Below are 16,479 nucleotides of genomic sequence, written 5' to 3' on the forward strand. Positions count from 1 at the left end.
CCCGGCCGCCCGCCGCCGTCACAGCCAGCCGTTGCGGCGGAAGCCCCGGTACATGCCGACGCAGATCACCACGATCGCGCCGAGCACGGTCGGGTAGCCGTAGGTCGACTTGAGCTCCGGCATGTGCTCGAAGTTCATCCCGTACACGCCGGTGATCATGGTGGGGACGGCGAAGATCGCGGCCCAGGCGGTGATCTTGCGCATGTCCTCGTTCTGGGCGACCGAGACCTGCGCCAGGTTGGCCTGGAGCAGCGAGTTGAGCAGCTCGTCGAAGCCGTGCACCTGCTCGCTGACCCGGGCCAGGTGGTCGGCGACGTCCCGGAAGTACTTCTGCATCTCCGGGTCGACCAGCCGCCCGGTGGGCTCGGCGAGCTGGAGCATCGGCCGCAGCAGCGGGGTGACGGCGCGCTTGAACTCCAGCACCTCGCGCTTGAGCTGGTACACCCGGCCGACGTCGGCGCCGCGCCCGCCCTTGTTGGCGAACACGTCGAACTCGATCTCGTCGACGTCGTTCTGCAGCCGGTCGGCGACCAGCAGGTAGTTGTCCACCACGTGGTCGGCGATGGCGTGCAGCACCGCGGCCGGGCCCTTGGCGAGCAGGCCGGTGCCCTCGTCGTCGGCCTCCAGGCGGTGCCGCAGGGTGCGCAGCGAGGAGTGCGCGCCGTGCCGGACGGTGATCACGAAGTCCTGGCCGGCGAAGACCATCAGCTCGCCGGTCTCGACCACCTCGCTGGTCGGGGTGAGCTGCTCGTGCTCGACGTAGCGGACGGTCTTGAACACCGCGAACAGCATGCCGTCGTACCGCTCGACCTTGGGGCGCTGGTGCGCGTGCACCGCGTCCTCCACGGCCAGCGGGTGCAGGCCGAAGCGCTGCGCGATGCCCTCGAACTCGGCCTCGGTCGGCTCGTGCAGGCCGATCCAGCTGAACGAGCCGGGGCCCATCTGCTGCGCGGCCTTCACCTGCCGGGCGGCCTCGCGCGGGCTGCACGTCTCGGTGGCCCGCTTGCCCTGGTGGTAGACGGCGCAGTCCACCACGGCGGACGGGGTGTCGCCGGGCTTCGACTCGAACGAGTCGCCGACCCGGCGGCGGGCTGGACGGACGACGGCGGCGCGCAGGTTGTGCATCATCGACATGGCACGGGCTCCCTAGGGCCGGACCGGCGCGCCCCGGGACGTACCGGGGGAACGCGACGGCGGAAAACACCGGTGGACACGCCGGGGCTGAAGAAGTGTCAGAAAGCCGTTCGCTGGGCGGGTTTCGTCGGATCAGGCCCGGGGAAGGTGCTCTCTCGGCCGCGCGCGACGCTGCGGGGACCTGGTCAGCCGCGGGGGCGGCGGGCCGGGGCGGGCCGGAGAGAGCTGCCGGTACTGCATGGTCGACTGCTGTCCACCGTGACCACCTCCTCCACGCCGGGGCCCGCGCGGGGGCCTTCGCGGCCCCGGTTCGCGTTCACGAGGCCGACCGCTCACATTAACAGCTCTTCCCGGAGCCGCGCCCGGCATTCGCCGTCCCCCGGGTAAAGGTCGCGCCAAGGTTCCGGACGGCGCGCCCGCGCTAAGGTCGCCGCATGGCGCACGACTTCCCGCACTTCGGCGACTTCTCGCAACCGGACGGCCACGCCGGCCCGACCCGGCAGACCGTCCTCACCCTGGTCGAGGCCCGGTTGACCGGCACCTTCGGCGAACCCACCGGCCGGGCCGCCGTCACCTTCGTCGGCGCGGACCGGATCGAGGTGCTGCGGTTCGGCCCCGACCCGGACGGCCTGGTCCGGTACGCCACGCTCGGCATGGCCGCCGCCCCGATGGCCGACCCGACCGCCCCCGTCGCCGACCCGGTGCGCGGCCCGCGCGCCGAACTGGTGCTGACCGTGCGCGGCGGCCGCGACGAGGCGCACCGGGCGCTCGCCGTCTTCGCCGCCAGCCCACAGGTCGAGGGCCTGGTGGTGGCCCCCGGCGGCTCGCTCGACCTGGGCTCCCCGCTGTGGACCGGCGCCCCGTTCACCTCGGTGCTGGCCGCCGAACCCGGCGGCCTGGTCGAGGACCTCGAACTCCCCGCCCCGGCCGACCCGGTGCGCTTCCTCCCGCTGCTGCCGATGACCCCCAACGAGGCCGCCTTCAAACGCGTCCAGGGCGCCGAAGCACTCCAGGACCGCTGGCTCAAGCACGGCACCGACCTGCGCGACCCGAACCGCCGCGGCGTCCCGCTGGACTGACGACCGCCGGCGGACGGCAGGCAGTGGGCGTCAGCCGGGCGGTCTTGCGGCCGAGGCGATCGCCGCCCTGCGGCTGCTGCGGGTGAAGCCGCAGATGATGCAGCTTGACCTGCTGCACAAGTTGCCTCACATTGGAACCATGAGCAGCCTCAGCGGAAAGGCCGTGGCCCGCAAGTCCGTGCCGGTGACAGCCGAAGACACCCGCACCGTCGAACTCCTGAGAGAACCGGCAGGCGCCTACCGGGCGGCGATGGCCGAGATCCTCGGCGTCGAGCTCTCGGCCAACCCCTCCGAGGCGGAGGTCCTCCAGGCCTTGATCGAGGCCGGTCGCATCGCCGTGGAGGAAAAGGTCATGGCCAGCGGCTATGCCGCGCTCGCCGCAGCCCGGGACGACGACGACCGCGAACACGACCGCGCCATGCGCAACCGGCGCCGAGGATCGAGCGAGGACTAGAAGCACATGACCGAGATCGTGCCGGTCCGCGGCGTCGTCTACCGGGCCGACGCGGGCTACGGCCTCAAGCCGTTCCTCGTCGTCTCGAACAACGCCCGTAACCAGAAGCTCGACAGCTGCCTTGCCGTCAGGCTCACCACCACGCCGAAGCCCGAGCTGCCCAGCATCGTCAAGCTCGGCTCGGCCGACGGCGCTCTGGTCGGTTCCGTCCTGTGCGATGACATCGTCGCCCTGTACCGCGACGAACTCCGCGAGGCCCTCGGCGCGCTCAGCAACACCACCATGATGAAAGTCGCCGCGGGCCTTCGCGCAGCCCTCGCTCTCTGAGTCGGCGGGGGTCAGCCGGTGATCGGGGCCGCCCCCGTGGCCTGGGCGAGCAGTTCCCCGTACGCGGCCGGGTCGGTGGTGTGCTCGCCCAGGCGGACGGTCTTGCGGGTGCCGTGGTAGTCGCTGGAGCCGGTGGTGAAGAGGCCCAACTCGGCCGCCAGGGCGCGCAGTCGGGCCCGGGTCGGCTCGTCGTGGTCGACGTGGTCGACCTCCAGGCCGCCCAGGCCGGCCGCCGCCAGCTCGGCGATCACCGCGTCCGACACCGTCCGCCCGCGCTTGACCGCCCCCGGGTGCGCGAACACCGGCACCCCGCCCGCCGCCCGCACCAGCCGGACCGCCGCCACCGGGTCGGTCTCGTGCTTGCGGACGTCCGCCCGCCCGCCGTTGGCCAGCCACTCGGGTGTGAACGCGTCCGAGACGCTCGCCACCACGCCCGCCTCCACCAGCGCCGAGGCGATGTGCGGACGGCCCACCGAGCCCTCGCCCGCGATCCGCTCCACCTGCTCCCAGCCGATCGGCGCGCCCAGCTCCCGGCAGCGCTCCACGATCGCCCGCCCGCGCCGGAACCGGTCGGTGCGCACCAGCTCCCGCTCGGCCGCGAAGGCCGGCTCCGCCGGGTCGAACAGGTACGCCAGCAGGTGCATGCTGATCCCGTCCACCTGGCAGGACAGCTCCGCGCCCGGCACCAGCACCAGCCCCGTCCCGGCCACCGCGGCCGCCGCCGCCCCGTACCCGGCCACCGTGTCGTGGTCGGTCAGCGCCACCACGTCCAGCCCGGCGGCCACCGCGTTGGCCACCAGCTCGGCGGGGAGTCGGTGCCGTCCGAGGCATTGCTGTGGGCGTGCAGATCGATACGCATGCCGCCCAGGATAGGGAGCGGCCCCAGGGCCCGTCTTCAAACCCCCGTCGCAGCCCCGCGGCGTCCGGTGCGTGCTCCCGGCGTGCCGGGTGGAAGGTCGCGTACGGGATGTACTTGGCCTTTCGCCCGGTGCGGCGAGAGGGCGTGCCAGGCGTCGTGGGGCAGACGGGGGTTTGAAGACGGACCCTAGCCCAGCAGGCGCGGGGTGAGCGCCCCGCAGGGCAGCAGGCCCAGTTCGGCGCCCGCGTCGCGCAGGTCGGTCAGCACCAGCTCGTCGTGCATCAGCAGCGCCGACTGCTCGGGCCAGGCGATCGCCCACAGCCACAGGCCGCGCGCCTCGCCGACGTACACCGCGCGGTCGTCCGGCGCGCCCGGGACGTGGAACATCGGGGTGGGGCGGCCCGCCGCCATCAGCTTGGCGTCGGCCGGCTTGTACAGCGCCACCGAATCGCCCGGGTCCGGCCCGTCCAGCCCGGCGTACCGGGCGCCCAGGCCGATGCCCGGCTCCTCGGCCACCAGCACCAGCTCGCCGAACCCGCCGAGCGGCGCCGGGCCGGAGCAGGCGACGGCGGTGGCCCGGGCTCCCGACAGGTCGTCCCCCGCGTGCGCGATCCCGGTGAACAGCCAGCCCACCGGCAGCGGCCAGGGCAGCCAGACGGGCACCTGCGAGCGGTTCACCGCGACGTTCAGCGCCTCGATGCTCGGGGGCAGCACCGGCTGCATCGGGTGCACGGCACCGTGCAGATCGCACTGCCAGGTGTCGGAGAAGAGACCTGGGGCGCGGACCCGACCGGCGCACCTCGGGCAGCTTGGCTCGCCCCTCATAACCGACAACGGTCCTCCCTCCGGACAGCTGCGTCAAGGACGATCACCCGTAAGGAGTGCGTCACGAGCCGCCCCCGGCAACGGCCCGGGTCCGGCTCAGGTGATGTCCCGGGCGGGGCGCCGTCAAACCCCCGCAGGTCGCGGACCCCGAACAGACTGACGCCCCGTCATCCCAGGGGTCTCCTGCGGTGACGGGGCGTCAGTCGGGTATCGGAACGTCGGACGACTCGGAGGTCGGTCCGCGTCCGCTCACACGGCCTTGCACGGCCGGATGTACAGGCGTTCGCCGGTCTGTGCGGCGGCCTTCAGGTACTCGGAGACGGTCTCCGCGTCGGCGATCAGCCGATCGCTCTCCGTTCCCGCGTGATCCAGGCGGAGGATCTCGAAACGCATGGGCCTCTCCCTTCCCGTCCTCGGGCTCCGAGGCGGACTCGGCCGACGGTCGGCCATCAGACGGTGGCTCGTCGGCGTTGGCTGGGTCGGACGTCCGGCAGGTGCGGTCACCCGTCGCTCCCCCCACTCTCAAGCAGGACTCGATCAGCGGCACTTTCCCTTGCGGCACTGGAGGGAGGCTGTGATGCCTCGATGACTCATCGTGCCGCGACGCTGCTTCCCGGCGGTTGCCCGCCGGTAAATCCGTGGTTTCGGCAGCCGGAGGAGGGTGCGGCGGCCGGAGGGTGTTGATCCCGGACGAAATCAAATATTACCCGAGCTAACGATTCTTGTCGCGCGAAAACCGGGGCCGACTTCTGAATGGCTGTCAGGAGACCCGCCCGTGACCCGGACCCGGCCGGAGGAACCGGCCGGTCACCGCCCCGCCGCCGCGGCCCCGCTCAGGCGGACCAGAACGCGGCCAGCGCCGCCGCCGTCTCGGCCGGTCGCTCCGCGTTCGGGGAGTGCCCCGCTCCGGCCACCGTCCGCCGCACCGCGCCCAGCCGCCGGGCCATCCGCGACTGCTCCTCGACCGGCCAGGCGTAGTCCCGCTCGCCGGACAGCACCAGCTTCGGCAGCGCCGCCGCCGCCAGCTCGTCCACCCGGTCCGGCGCCGCGACCAGGTGCGCCGCCGCCGCCCGCAGCGCCTGCGGGCGGTTCGCCAGCCAGCGGCGGTGCAGGAAGTCCGCGATCTCCGGGTCCAGCGGCGGCACCCGCTCGCCCTCCAGCTGCCGCATCACCTGCCAGATCGACTCCAGGTCCATCGAGTCCAGCGCCGTCAGCAGCAGCCCGGTCCGGGCCGCCTCCGCCGCGTCGATCGCCCCCGGCCCGGTCGACACCAGCGCCAACGAAGCCCACGGCAGCTCCTCCGGGGCCGCCAGCACCGCCTCCCGGACCACCTGGCCCCCGAACGAGTGCCCCAGCAGGTGCACCGGCCCCCGCACCCCCAGACCGGCCGTCACCGCCCGCACGTCCGCCCCCAGGGCCTGAACCGCGTACGCCGCCGGGTCGTCCGGGCCGCCGGACTCGTACTGGCCGCGCTGGTCCACCGCGACCGTCCGGAACCCCGCCTCCGCGAGCGGCTCCAGCAGCGCGATGAAGTCCTCCTTGCTGCCGGTGAACCCCGGCACCAGCACCGCCGTTCCCCGCACCGCCCCCGCCGGCTCGCCCCACAGCGCGGCCAACCCCGCCACCCGGACCGCCCGCACGCACGACGGCAACTTCAAGAACGGCGGCGTACTCATCCGCTGCGGCCCCTCATCTCCGGCTCACCCGACACCGGGCTCAGCCTACGGCGGCGGGACGGCGACGGGCGCGAGGGAAACCCACAGGGCGCGGGAACGCCGCAGGGGAGGGGCGACCTGTGCGGCCGGCCCTCCCCTGCGGGGTGGTGCGGTTGCTTCCCGACTACTTCTCGACGGCCTTACGGGTCCGGCGCGGGGCCGGGATCTCCTCGGCGGTGGTGGCCGTGGCCTTCTTGACGGCCCGCTTCCGGGGAGCCGGAGCCTCTTCGGCGGCGGGGACCGCCTCGACGGCGGCGACGGCCTTCTTCACGGTCCGCTTGCGCGGCGCCGGGGCGGCGGCCTCCTCGGCCGTGGCGGCCGTGGCCTTCTTGACGGCCCGCTTGCGCAGCGCCGGTGCCTCCTCGGCGGCGGGGGCCGCCTCGACGGCGGCAGCCGCCTTCTTGGTGGTGCGCTTGCGCGGCGCCGGGGCGTCCGTCTCCTCGGTGACGGCGGCGACGGCCTTCTTGGCGGCCCGCTTCCGGGGAGCCGGGGCTTCCTCGGCGGCGGGGGCCTCGACGGCGGCGGCAGCCGCCTTCTTGGTGACCCGCTTGCGCGGGGCCGGAGCCTCCTCGACGACGGCCGGGGCCTCGGTGGTGACCGGGGTCTCGGCGGTGGCCGGGGTGTCGACGGTGGTGGTGGCCTTGCGCACGGCCCGACGGCGCGCGGTCGGGGCGGCTGCCACCTCGGCGGCGGGCGCCTCGACGGCGGCCGGAGCCGCGACCGGAGCCGCGGCAGGGGCCTGGGGCTCGATGGTGGTGGTCGCCTTGCGCACGGCCCGGCGACGCGGGGCCGGGGCGGCTGCCACCTCGGCGGCCGGGGCCTCGGTGGTGACCGGGGTCTCGGCGGTGGCCGGGGTGTCGACGGTGGTGGTGGCCTTGCGCACGGCCCGACGGCGCGCGGTCGGGGCGGCTGCCACCTCGGCGGCGGGCGCCTCGACGGCGGCCGGGGCCGCGACCGGAGCAGCGACGGCGGCCGGGGCCGCCACCGGGGTCTCGGCGGGGGCCCGCTTGGCGGTCCGCTTGCGCGCGGCCGGGGCGGTGGCCGACTCCTCGGGGGAGCTCACCAGGGAGGTGATCGGCTTGCGGACGGCCCGCTGCTGCGGCTTCCGGGAGCGGATCACGGGCTCGGCGGCGACCGGCGCCTCGACGGCGGCGGGTGCCTCCGCGGTGGCGGGCGCCGCGGCGACGACGGTGGTCTCGCCCACCGGCTCCGCCCGGTGGGTGCGCTTGCGCGGCGTGCGGGCGGGCGCCTCGACGGCGGCGGCCTCGACGGCCGGGGCCACCGGAGCGGCCACGGCCTCGGCGGTCTCCACCGCCACCTCCGCCGCTGCCGCCACGGTCTCCGCGGACGCGGGCGCGGACGTGCCGCCCCGGCGGTTGCGGTTGCGGCGGCGCGAGCCGCGGCCCTCCGCCGGGACGGCCGCGGGGCCGGTGCCGGTGGCGGCGGGCTGCTGCTGCTCGACGGCCTGGGTCTCGGGGGCCACGGTGCCGACGGCGTCGACCGCGCCGCTGCCACCACGGGTGCGGCGGCGCTCGCGGGAGCGGCGGGACGGCCGCTCGGCGGGAGCCGGGGTCTCGGGGGCGGCGCTCCGCCCACCGCGGACGTCCCGGCCCTCCCGACTGTCCCGAGCGTCCCGGCCGTCCTTGGCGTCCCGCCCGCCGCGACCGCGCTGGCCGCGTCCGCCGGTCTCGCCGAGGTCCTCGACCTCCTCGGCGGCCAGGCCGGCCCGGGTGCGCTCGGAGCGCGGCAGGACGCCCTTGGTGCCGGGGGCGATGCGCAGCAGCTCGTACAGGTGCGGCGAGCTGGAGTAGGTCTCCTCCGGGTCGTTGAACGGCAGGTCCAGCGCCTTGTTGATGAGCTGCCAGCGCGGGATGTCGTCCCAGTCGACCAGGGTGACGGCGGTGCCCGAGGCGCCGGCCCGGCCGGTGCGGCCGATCCGGTGCAGGTAGGTCTTCTCGTCGTCGGTGCACTGGTAGTTGATGACGTGCGTGACGCCCTCGACGTCGATGCCGCGGGCGGCGACGTCGGTGCAGACCAGGACGTCGACCTTGCCGTTGCGGAAGGCGCGCAGCGCCTGCTCGCGGGCGCCCTGGCCGAGGTCGCCGTGCACCGCGCCGGCCGCGAAGCCGCGCTTGGTGAGCTGCTCGGCGACGTCGGCGGCCGTGCGCTTGGTGCGGCAGAAGATCATCGCCAGGCCGCGGCCGTCGGCCTGGAGGATTCGGGAGACCATCTCGACCTTGTCGAGCGAGTGCGCACGGAAGATGTGCTGCTCGATGTTGGCGACGGTGGTGCCGGTGTCGTCCGGCGCGGCGGCCCGGATGTGGGTGGGCTGGCTCATGTACCGGCGGGCCAGCGAGATGACCTGGCCGGGCATGGTGGCCGAGAAGAGCAGGGTCTGCCGCTTGGCGGGCAGCATGGTGATGATCTTCTCGACGTCCGGCAGGAAGCCGAGGTCGAGCATCTCGTCGGCCTCGTCCAGGACCAGCGCGCGGACCTTGGACAGGTCGAGCTTGCGCTGCCCGGCCAGGTCGAGCAGGCGGCCGGGGGTGCCGACCACGATGTCGACGCCCTTCTTCAGGGCCTCGACCTGCGGCTCGTACGCGCGGCCGCCGTAGACGGCCAGGACGCGGACGTCGCGGACCTTGCCGGCGGTCTGGAGGTCGTTGGTGACCTGGGTGCACAGCTCGCGGGTGGGCACCACGATGAGCGCCTGCGGGCCGTCGGAGAGCTGCTCGGCGGTGGCCCGGCCGGCGGCGACGTCGGCCTTGACCACGACCCGCTCGATCAGCGGGAGGCCGAAGCCGAGTGTCTTGCCGGTGCCGGTCTTGGCCTGGCCGATGACGTCGTGGCCGCTCAGCGCGACCGGCAGGGTCATCTCCTGGATCGGGAAGGGGTGGACGATGCCGACGGCCTCCAGGGCCTCGACGGTCTCCGGGAGGATGCCGAGGTCCCGGAAGGTCTGCTTGACGGGTTCAGTGGTGGTGGACAGGGTGCTGCCTCTTCCGTGTGGAGGGCCGAGTTCGACGCGTCCTGCCGTGCCCGGGCAGCCCCGTGCGGGGCGTGACGGGCGGGCGGCGCGGGGAGGGCGTCCCGGTGACGGGTCGTGCGGCGCGCTGTCGGCGCGATCCGCGGTGGCCCTCGCTCGGCCTGATGCGGTGCCTGGGCCCGAGGCTCGGGCCAGGTCGGAGCCGATCGGGTCTCCGACCGGGCATCCGCGTACGTGAGCGCCGGGTGCTGCACCGGGCGGCGGGACGCCGCCGGGCGCGACTGGGAGCGGCCTGCCGTTGGACGGACGGACCGCGCCGGTTCACACCTGGCCTCACCACCTACCATACAGTCAAGCGACGACTCGAACACGTGACGGCGGCTACTCCGACCGGCCGCGCCCGAGTGGCGGGGCGCCCGGCGGGCGGATTCGGCGGGCGGGCGGGAGCACTAAGGTCGTCGGCATGGAGACTCAGGAACCCGGTGCGGGCCCCACCGACTCGATCGGGCCCTGGGCGGCCCGGGCCGCCGACCCGCAGTACCGGGCGGCCGTGCTGGACCTGCTCGGCGCCCTCGCGTACGGCGAGCTGAGCGCCTTCGAGCGGCTGGCCGAGGACGCCAAGTTCGCGCCCGGCATCACCGAGAAGGCCGCGCTGGCCCGGATGGCCTCCGCCGAGTACCAGCACTTCCAGCTGCTGCACGACCGGCTGGCCGAGGTCGGCGCCGACCCGGTCGCGGTGATGGAGCCGTTCGTCGAGCCGCTGGAGAACTTCCACCGGATGACCGCCCCGTCCGACTGGCTGGAGGGCCTGGTCAAGGCGTACGTCGGCGACGCGATCGCCACCGACTTCTACCGCGAGGTGGCCGTCCGGCTCGACGACGACACCCGGGACCTGGTGCTGCGGGTGATGTCCGACACCGGGCACGCCGAGTTCGCGGTCGAGCGGGTGCGGCAGGCGATCGCCGAGGACCGGCGGGTCGGCGGGCGGCTGGCGCTGTGGGGGCGGCGGCTGATGGGCGAGGCGCTCAGCCAGGCGCAGCGGGTGGTCGCCGAGCGCGACGCGCTGTCCAACCTGCTGGTCGGCGGGGCCGAGGTGCGCGGCTTCGACCTGGTCGAGGTCGGCAAGATGTTCAACCGGATCACCGAGACCCACACCAAGCGGATGGCGGCGCTGGGCCTGGCCTCCTGAGCGGACGGCGCCCCCGGCCGCTCAGCCGTGCCGGTGCCGGCCGCCGCGGGGCAGCAGGTCCGGCCGGGCCGGCAGCGACACCAGCAGCACCGCGGCCACGGCGGAGAGCAGCAGCTGCACCGGCGGCAGCTGCCCGTCCATCACGTAGCCGCTGATCCGGCCGGCCAGCAGCGCGGCCACCAGCGCGGTGCCGACGGGCAGCGCGCGGGGGCCCGGGAACAGCTCGGGCCGGACCACGAGGGCGCCGAAGCCCACGGCCAGTCCGATCAGCGCGAACGCGGTCGTCTCCCACACGGCTGCCTCCCGGGGCGTTCGATGCTGCGGCAGCACTCCGCCTACCCGCCCCCGCCCGCCGGTACGCACAGCACGGCGCCCCGTCCCCCGGGCGGGGGACGGGGCGCCGTGACGCGGGCTCAGAGCGTGCCGAAACCGACCTTGCGGACGGACGGCTCGCCGATCTCGACGTACGCGAGCCGCTCGGAGGGCACCAGCACCCGGCGGCCGCGCTCGTCGAGCAGGGTGAACAGCTTGCTGGTGCCGTCCAGGGCCTTGGCGACCGCGTCCGCGACCTCTTCGGCAGATTGCGCGCTCTCCAGGACGATCTCCCGGTTCGCGTTCTGCACCCCGATCTTGACCTCCACGGCTTCCGTCCCTCCGGTAGCTGGCCGCGCGCCCCCGACCGCGGTTCGCGGTGGGCGCGCCCTACGGGCATCACCTTAAGGCAGCGACCCGGCCGGGGGGCGAAGGTCGGGGGCCGGTCCGCTCAGGGCCGAATCCGCGGTCAGTCGGACTGCTCGGCCGAACCGTCCGGGGAACCCTCCTGGGCGGGGTGCATCGGGAAGCCCTTCAGGCCGCGCCAGGCCAGGCTGGCGACCAGCCGGACGGCCTCCTCGCGCGGGATCTCGCCGTCCTGGGTGAGCCAGTACCGGGCGGTGATCTGGGCCAGGCCGCAGACGCCGACCGCGAGCAGCTTGGCCTCGGCCTCGGGCAGGTCGGTGTCCTCGGCGATCACCTTGGAGACCAGGGTCGCGCTCAGGTCGGTGGCCCGGTCGACCCGCTCGCGCACCGCCGGGTCGTTGGTCAGGTCCGACTCGAAGACCAGCCGGAACGCGCCGGACTCGCTGGAGACGTAGTGGAAGTACGCCTCCATGGTGGCGGCGACCCGCTGCTTGTTGTCGTTGGTCGCCTCCAGGGCGGCCCGGGTGCCGTCGACCAGCGCGTCGCAGTGCTTGTCGAGCAGCGCGAGGTAGAGCTCCAGCTTGCCCGGGAAGTGCTGGTAGAGCACCGGCTTGCTGACGCCGGCCCGCTCGGCGATGTCGTCCATGGCGGCGGCGTGGTAGCCCTGGGCGACGAACACCTCCTGGGCGGCTCCGAGCAGTTGTTCACGGCGGGCGCTTCGCGGCAGGCGGGCACCGCGCGGGCGCTCCTGCGCCTCTTGGATGGCCGTCACGGCGCTCCTCACTTCTCACTTCACGGTCCGCGGTGGGACTGGACAGGTGATTGATTCTACTTTTCGGTAACCCTCGCGTGCGCGGGTGAAGCCGAGTAAAGCGCACAACCGCCCTTGTCGGGAGCCCACAATACGACCCGGACCTGGACTGTCCACAGGTCGAGACGGGCTCGTGACGGGGGCAGTACGGCCCCGTGACCGGCCGTGGTGACCGGTCTCCGTCACTACCATCGTGCTCCATGAGCGCCTCCCAGCACCCCCTCGCCGCCCTGGAGCCGCACCGCACCGTCCAGGTGCCCGGAGCGGAGCTGGCCGTCAGCCGCCACTGCGAACCCCGGGAGGGCCTGCCGCCCGCCCTGTTCGTGCACGGGCTCGGCGGCTCCGCCGACAACTGGCTCGAACTCCTCGACCAACTCGCCGACGACGTCGACGGCGAGGCCGTGGACCTGCCCGGCTTCGGCCACTCCGCCCCGCCGCTGGACGGCAACCTGACCCTCTCCGGGCACGTCCGGGCGGTCATCGGGTACCTGGAGGAGACCGGGCGCGGGCCGGTCCACCTGCTCGGCAACTCGCTCGGCGGCGCGGTCGCCGTCCGGCTCGCCGCGCTCCGGCCCGACCTGGTGCGCAGCCTCACCCTGATCTCCCCGGCGCTGCCCGAGCTGCCCCCGCAGCGCACCGCCTGGTCCACCGGCCTGCTGGCGCTGCCCGGCGTCGCCGAGCTGATCCGCCGCCGCAGCCGCGGCGCCGACCCGGAGAGCGCCACCGCCGACCTGCTGCGCCTGGTCTACGGCGACCCGGCCGGCATCCCCGCCCACCGCCGGGCCCGGGCGGTCGACGAGTACCGCCGCCGCGCCGAGCTCCCGTACTCCCTGGGCGCGCTGACCGGGTCCGCGCGCGGCATCGTCAGCGCCTACACCGAGCGCGGCGGCCAGGCGCTGTGGCGGCAGGCCGAGCAGGTCACCGCGCCGGTCCTGCTGGTCTACGGGCTCAAGGACAAGCTGGTCTCCTACCGCTCCGCCCGGCGGGCCTGCGCCGCGTTCCGGGACGCCCGGCTGCTGGTGCTGCCCGACTCCGGGCACGTCGCGATGCTGGAGCACCCCGAGCCGGTCGCCCGCGCGGTGCGGGAGCTGCTCGCGGAGGCCGACGGGCGCGGCTGAGCGCCGACCGGCGGGGCCGGGCCCGGCGCACGCGGGGCGCACCGGGCGCGCGGAACGCGGCGGAAGGCCGAAAACGGAACGGGGACGCGCGAGGTCACGGGCGTTCACTCGATGGTGTGGCAAGCCGGGCCGGGCCCCTAGGGGGCTCGGCCCGGCGCTCTACCGTCGTGTTGTCGGACCGAACAGGTGTGGGGGGCGAGACGGCGAGGGCGGCGGCCGCGGGGAGCGGACACCGGCCGGACGGCCGTCGAGCACGGACGCACTCCCCTGTGTCGTAGGGCCGTGAACCCAGTCGAAACGCTCTGCTCTGGAGGCGTCGTGCGCATCGCTCTGCTCACCGAGGGCACCCTCACCACCGCACAGCGTGATGGAGGGGGCTGGTGCGGCCGCCTGGTCGACGGCCTGCCCGAGCACGAGTTCCGGCTCTACCGGCTGCTGCCCGCCGACCGCCAGGCCCCGCCCAGCGGCGTCCGCGGCCTGCACGGCGTCCACGAACTGCCGATGTGGGGCCGCCGCCCCGCCGGGCGCGGACCGACCGCGCTGCGCCGCCGGTCGTACCTCAAGGCGTACAAGGAGCTCGTCCGCGCCCTGGTGATGCCCGGCGAGCGGGCCGGGTTCGGGCCCGCGCTGTACCGGCTGGCCGCGCTCGGCCGGGAGGACGAGGCGCTGCCCGCGTTCCTCGCCTCCGGCCACGCGCACCGCGTCCTGGAGCGGACCTGGCGGATGCCCGGCGCCGACACCGCCGGCGGCCAGCCGCTGGTCTGCGACGTGCTGGTCGCCGCCGACCTGCTGGAGCAGTGCCTGCGGCCGCTGTCCGCGCCCTGGTACGGCACCGGCCCGGCCGGGCTCGGCGGCGCCGACCTGTGCCACGTGGTCGGCGGCGGACCGGCCGCGCTGCCCGCGCTGGTCGCCCGCGAACTGCACGGCGTCCCGTTCGTGGTCACCGAGCACGGCCTGCACCTGCGCGAGCAGTACCGCGGCTACCGCAGCGCCCCCTACCGCTGGCCGGTGCGGGCCCTGCTGCTGTCCTTCTTCCGGCAGCTCACCGAGGAGACCTACCGGCAGGCCGCCGTGCTCACCCCCGGCAGCGAGTACGACCGGCGGTGGCAGCAGCGCTGCGGCGGCGACCCGGCCCGCACCCGGATCGTCCACGAGGGCACCACCGCCACCACCCGGCCCGCCGCCGGGGCCGAGCCCGCGGCGCCGACGCTGGTCTGGGCCGGCGCGCTGGAGCCCGGCCGCGACCCCGAACTGATGCTGCACGCCTTCGCCCGGGTCCGGGCCGAACTGCCCGCCGCCAGACTCCGGATGTACGGCGAGGAGGGCGCGCCCGGCTACCTCGCGCACTGCACCGCGATCGCCGGACGGCTCGGCATCGCGGACGCCGTCGAGTTCGCCGGACGGCCCGGGACGTCCGCCGAGGCGTGGGAGTCCGGCAGCGCCGTGGTGTTCAGCGCGCTCGCCCAGCGCAGCCCCCGCCCGCTCGCCGACGCCATGCTCAGCGGCCGGGCGGTGGTCGCCACCGAGGTCGGCGTCGCCCGCGAGGTGCTCGGCCCCACCGGACTGCTGGTGCCGCCGCGCAGCCCGCGCGCCCTCGCCGCGGCTTGCCTGGCCCTGCTCACCGACCACGAACGGCGTTCCCGGCTCGGCCTGGCCGGCCGGCTGCGGGCGCAGGAACGCTTCGCCGTGGAACCCGTGGTCGGCGCGTTCCGCGAGGTCTACCTCGACCTGGTCTCCCGCTACCCCGCCTTCCCGGCCCGCCCCGGCGCCCCGGTCCGGCCGTTCGCCCGCCCCGCCGAGTACTGGGTGGCCGGGGCGGCCGGCGGGGAGACCCCGCTGCCGACCGTGCCGGTGGTGCCGACCCCGGCCGAGCGGTCCGCGCGGCCCGAGCGACCCGCGCGGGCCGCCGCCGGACCCGCCCTCGCGGAGGCACTGTGACCGGCACACCCGCCGACCCGGTCCGCGAACTCCTGGACACCAACCGGGACTTGTGCGAGCAGGCGGTCGACCCGCTGGAGATCGCCGCCGCCCTGGAGGACTCCGGCCTGGCCGCCGACGGCGCCACCCGCTACCGGCACGCCGACGTGTTCGGCCTCGCCGAGGAGCTGTACGCCCGGGTCCCCCGCCGCCCGCCCGTCCGCGAACCGCTCCCGCCCGCCGCACCGCTGCGCACCCTGCCGCTCACCGCCCTGCGCACCGCCGCCGCCCACCTGCTGCCGCTGCTGCCCGCGACCGCGCTCGGCGGGGTGCCCGGCGGGGCGCTGGCGGTGCTGCTCGGCGCGGGCGCGGGGGCCGCGCTGGCGGAGCGGCCGGACGGCGGGCGGGGACGGCGGAAGGGGTGGGGCCGGGGACGGGGTGGCCGGGGTGGCCGGGGCCCGGACGACGACGGCCCGGACGACGGACAGGGCCTGACCGGTCGGGAGTGGGGCGGCGGCGAGCCGGACCGGGAGCCGGCGCGGGGCGCCTTCCCGTGGGCCGCGCTCGGGCAGGGCGCCGGGACCGGACTGCTGCTGGCGCTGCTCGCCGCCGCCGCGCCCGGGATCGCGCCCGCCGCCGCGTTCGGCGCGGCGGGGGCCGGCGGGGCGGCGGCCTGGCTGCGCCGGTTCGGTCAGCGGCAGGGCGGGGCCGCCACGCTGGGGGAGTTCCGCTCCCGGCTGCGGTTCGCGCTGCCGCTGGCCGTGCTGGCGCAGCTGGCCGTCCTCGCCGCGCTCGGCTGGGCCCTCGCCGACGGCGCGCCCGCCACCGGCCCGGCCGCGCTGCTGGTGCTCGGCACCCTGCCGCTGCTGGCCGCCGTGGTCCGCGACGCGGGCCGCCCGGGCACCGCCGCGGTCGCGGTCCTCACCGCCGCCGCCGGTGCGGCCGTCCTGGCCCTGCCCGGCCCCGCGCACTGGCTGGACGCCTCCCCGCCCGGCGGCCTCGCGGCCGCGGCCCTCGGGCCCGCCCTGCTGCTGGCCGGCCGCGCCTGGCCCCCGTCCACGAGGCCGGGGGCGTACCGGTGAGGGCCGTTCCGGCGACGGGCGGCCCCGCCGGGGCCGCGGCCGGCGGCCGGGCCCGGGAGCGGTCGGGGGCCCGGCGTCCGGCCGCGCTCCCGGGCCGGGGGCCGTGGGGCGCCCGTCGTGGGGCCGGTGCGGCCGGTCGGGCCCGGGCCGCGAGGCTCCGGGCGGCGGCTGTCGGCCGGGTCCGGGTCGCCGACGTCGTCCGGGCCGGGCGGTCGTCGGGTGCCGGGGGTCCGGCTGCCGGGGCCGGCCGGGTCCGGGCGGTGCGCGCTCCGGGGCGGCGGGCCGGCCGGTGTGTCGATCAGATC

15 protein-coding genes and 1 pseudogene are annotated in these 16,479 nt (G+C 75.8%); 7 read left to right on the forward strand and 9 right to left on the reverse strand.

Annotation, left to right across the window (positions count from 1 at the left end):
• Positions 1-18 precede the first annotated feature (18 nt).
• A complete protein-coding gene (locus QMQ26_RS22290; protein ID WP_282202477.1) occupies positions 19-1,134 on the reverse strand; it encodes a magnesium and cobalt transport protein CorA in 1,116 nt (371 codons plus the stop codon).
• A gap of 434 nt (positions 1,135-1,568) precedes the next feature.
• Between QMQ26_RS22290 and QMQ26_RS22295 the strand changes: the two genes are divergently transcribed.
• The 3 genes from QMQ26_RS22295 (at position 1,569) to QMQ26_RS22305 (ending at position 2,994) form a co-directional block, all read left to right on the forward strand.
• Positions 1,569-2,213 (forward strand): suppressor of fused domain protein, encoded by a 645-nt coding sequence (locus QMQ26_RS22295; RefSeq protein ID WP_282202478.1) that lies wholly within the window; start codon positions 1,569-1,571, stop codon positions 2,211-2,213.
• Positions 2,214-2,352: 139 nt separating this feature from the next.
• Positions 2,353-2,667, forward strand: a complete 315-nt coding sequence (locus QMQ26_RS22300; protein ID WP_282202479.1) for a hypothetical protein — start codon at positions 2,353-2,355, stop codon at positions 2,665-2,667.
• 6 nt (positions 2,668-2,673) lie between these two features.
• Positions 2,674-2,994, forward strand: coding sequence for a type II toxin-antitoxin system PemK/MazF family toxin (locus tag QMQ26_RS22305; RefSeq protein ID WP_282202480.1), 321 nt, complete (start codon positions 2,674-2,676; stop codon positions 2,992-2,994).
• An 11-nt stretch (positions 2,995-3,005) separates the two neighbouring features.
• Here QMQ26_RS22305 and QMQ26_RS22310 read toward each other — a convergent pair.
• The 5 genes and pseudogenes from QMQ26_RS22310 to QMQ26_RS22330 form a co-directional block, all read right to left on the reverse strand.
• Positions 3,006-3,853, reverse strand: a pseudogene (locus tag QMQ26_RS22310) (PHP domain-containing protein).
• Between the two features lie 186 nt (positions 3,854-4,039).
• On the reverse strand, positions 4,040-4,678 hold the full coding sequence (locus QMQ26_RS22315; protein WP_100836468.1) for a DUF6758 family protein: 639 nt from the start codon (positions 4,676-4,678) through the stop codon (positions 4,040-4,042).
• 249 nt (positions 4,679-4,927) lie between these two features.
• Positions 4,928-5,071 (reverse strand): hypothetical protein, encoded by a 144-nt coding sequence (locus QMQ26_RS22320; RefSeq protein ID WP_199528104.1) that lies wholly within the window; start codon positions 5,069-5,071, stop codon positions 4,928-4,930.
• A gap of 440 nt (positions 5,072-5,511) precedes the next feature.
• The gene (locus QMQ26_RS22325; protein WP_282202481.1) at positions 5,512-6,354 is read right to left on the reverse strand and encodes an alpha/beta fold hydrolase; all 843 of its coding nucleotides are present in this window, start codon (positions 6,352-6,354) and stop codon (positions 5,512-5,514) included.
• A 163-nt stretch (positions 6,355-6,517) separates the two neighbouring features.
• Entirely contained in the window at positions 6,518-9,268 is a 2,751-nt protein-coding gene (locus tag QMQ26_RS22330) for a DEAD/DEAH box helicase (protein WP_282202482.1), read from the reverse strand.
• A 574-nt stretch (positions 9,269-9,842) separates the two neighbouring features.
• Between QMQ26_RS22330 and QMQ26_RS22335 the strand changes: the two genes are divergently transcribed.
• The gene (locus tag QMQ26_RS22335; protein ID WP_100836465.1) at positions 9,843-10,568 is read left to right on the forward strand and encodes a ferritin-like fold-containing protein; all 726 of its coding nucleotides are present in this window, start codon (positions 9,843-9,845) and stop codon (positions 10,566-10,568) included.
• Between the two features lie 21 nt (positions 10,569-10,589).
• Here QMQ26_RS22335 and QMQ26_RS22340 read toward each other — a convergent pair whose 3' ends face one another.
• The 3 genes from QMQ26_RS22340 to QMQ26_RS22350 form a co-directional block, all read right to left on the reverse strand.
• Positions 10,590-10,862: a hypothetical protein gene (locus tag QMQ26_RS22340; protein ID WP_100836464.1), complete on the reverse strand. Its 273-nt coding sequence runs from the start codon at positions 10,860-10,862 to the stop codon at positions 10,590-10,592.
• A 119-nt stretch (positions 10,863-10,981) separates the two neighbouring features.
• Positions 10,982-11,209 (reverse strand): DUF3107 domain-containing protein, encoded by a 228-nt coding sequence (locus QMQ26_RS22345; protein WP_100836463.1) that lies wholly within the window; start codon positions 11,207-11,209, stop codon positions 10,982-10,984.
• A gap of 140 nt (positions 11,210-11,349) precedes the next feature.
• A complete protein-coding gene (locus QMQ26_RS22350; protein WP_100836462.1) occupies positions 11,350-12,018 on the reverse strand; it encodes a TetR/AcrR family transcriptional regulator in 669 nt (222 codons plus the stop codon).
• A gap of 239 nt (positions 12,019-12,257) precedes the next feature.
• On the opposite strand from QMQ26_RS22350, the gene QMQ26_RS22355 reads away from it, so the two are divergent.
• The 3 genes from QMQ26_RS22355 to QMQ26_RS22365 all read left to right on the forward strand — a co-directional run bounded on the left by QMQ26_RS22355 (position 12,258) and on the right by QMQ26_RS22365 (position 16,174).
• Complete coding sequence (locus QMQ26_RS22355) at positions 12,258-13,175, forward strand: alpha/beta fold hydrolase (protein ID WP_100836461.1); 918 nt, start codon at positions 12,258-12,260, stop codon at positions 13,173-13,175.
• Between the two features lie 318 nt (positions 13,176-13,493).
• Positions 13,494-15,113, forward strand: a complete 1,620-nt coding sequence (locus tag QMQ26_RS22360) for a DUF3492 domain-containing protein (protein WP_282202483.1) — start codon at positions 13,494-13,496, stop codon at positions 15,111-15,113.
• Complete coding sequence (locus QMQ26_RS22365; protein WP_282202484.1) at positions 15,110-16,174, forward strand: hypothetical protein; 1,065 nt, start codon at positions 15,110-15,112, stop codon at positions 16,172-16,174. Before QMQ26_RS22360 ends, QMQ26_RS22365 begins: the two co-directional genes overlap by 4 nt.
• The last annotated feature ends 305 nt before the right edge of the window (positions 16,175-16,479 follow it).

The sequence above is a fragment of the Kitasatospora fiedleri genome, assembly GCF_948472415.1.
GTDB lineage: Bacteria > Actinomycetota > Actinomycetes > Streptomycetales > Streptomycetaceae > Kitasatospora > Kitasatospora fiedleri.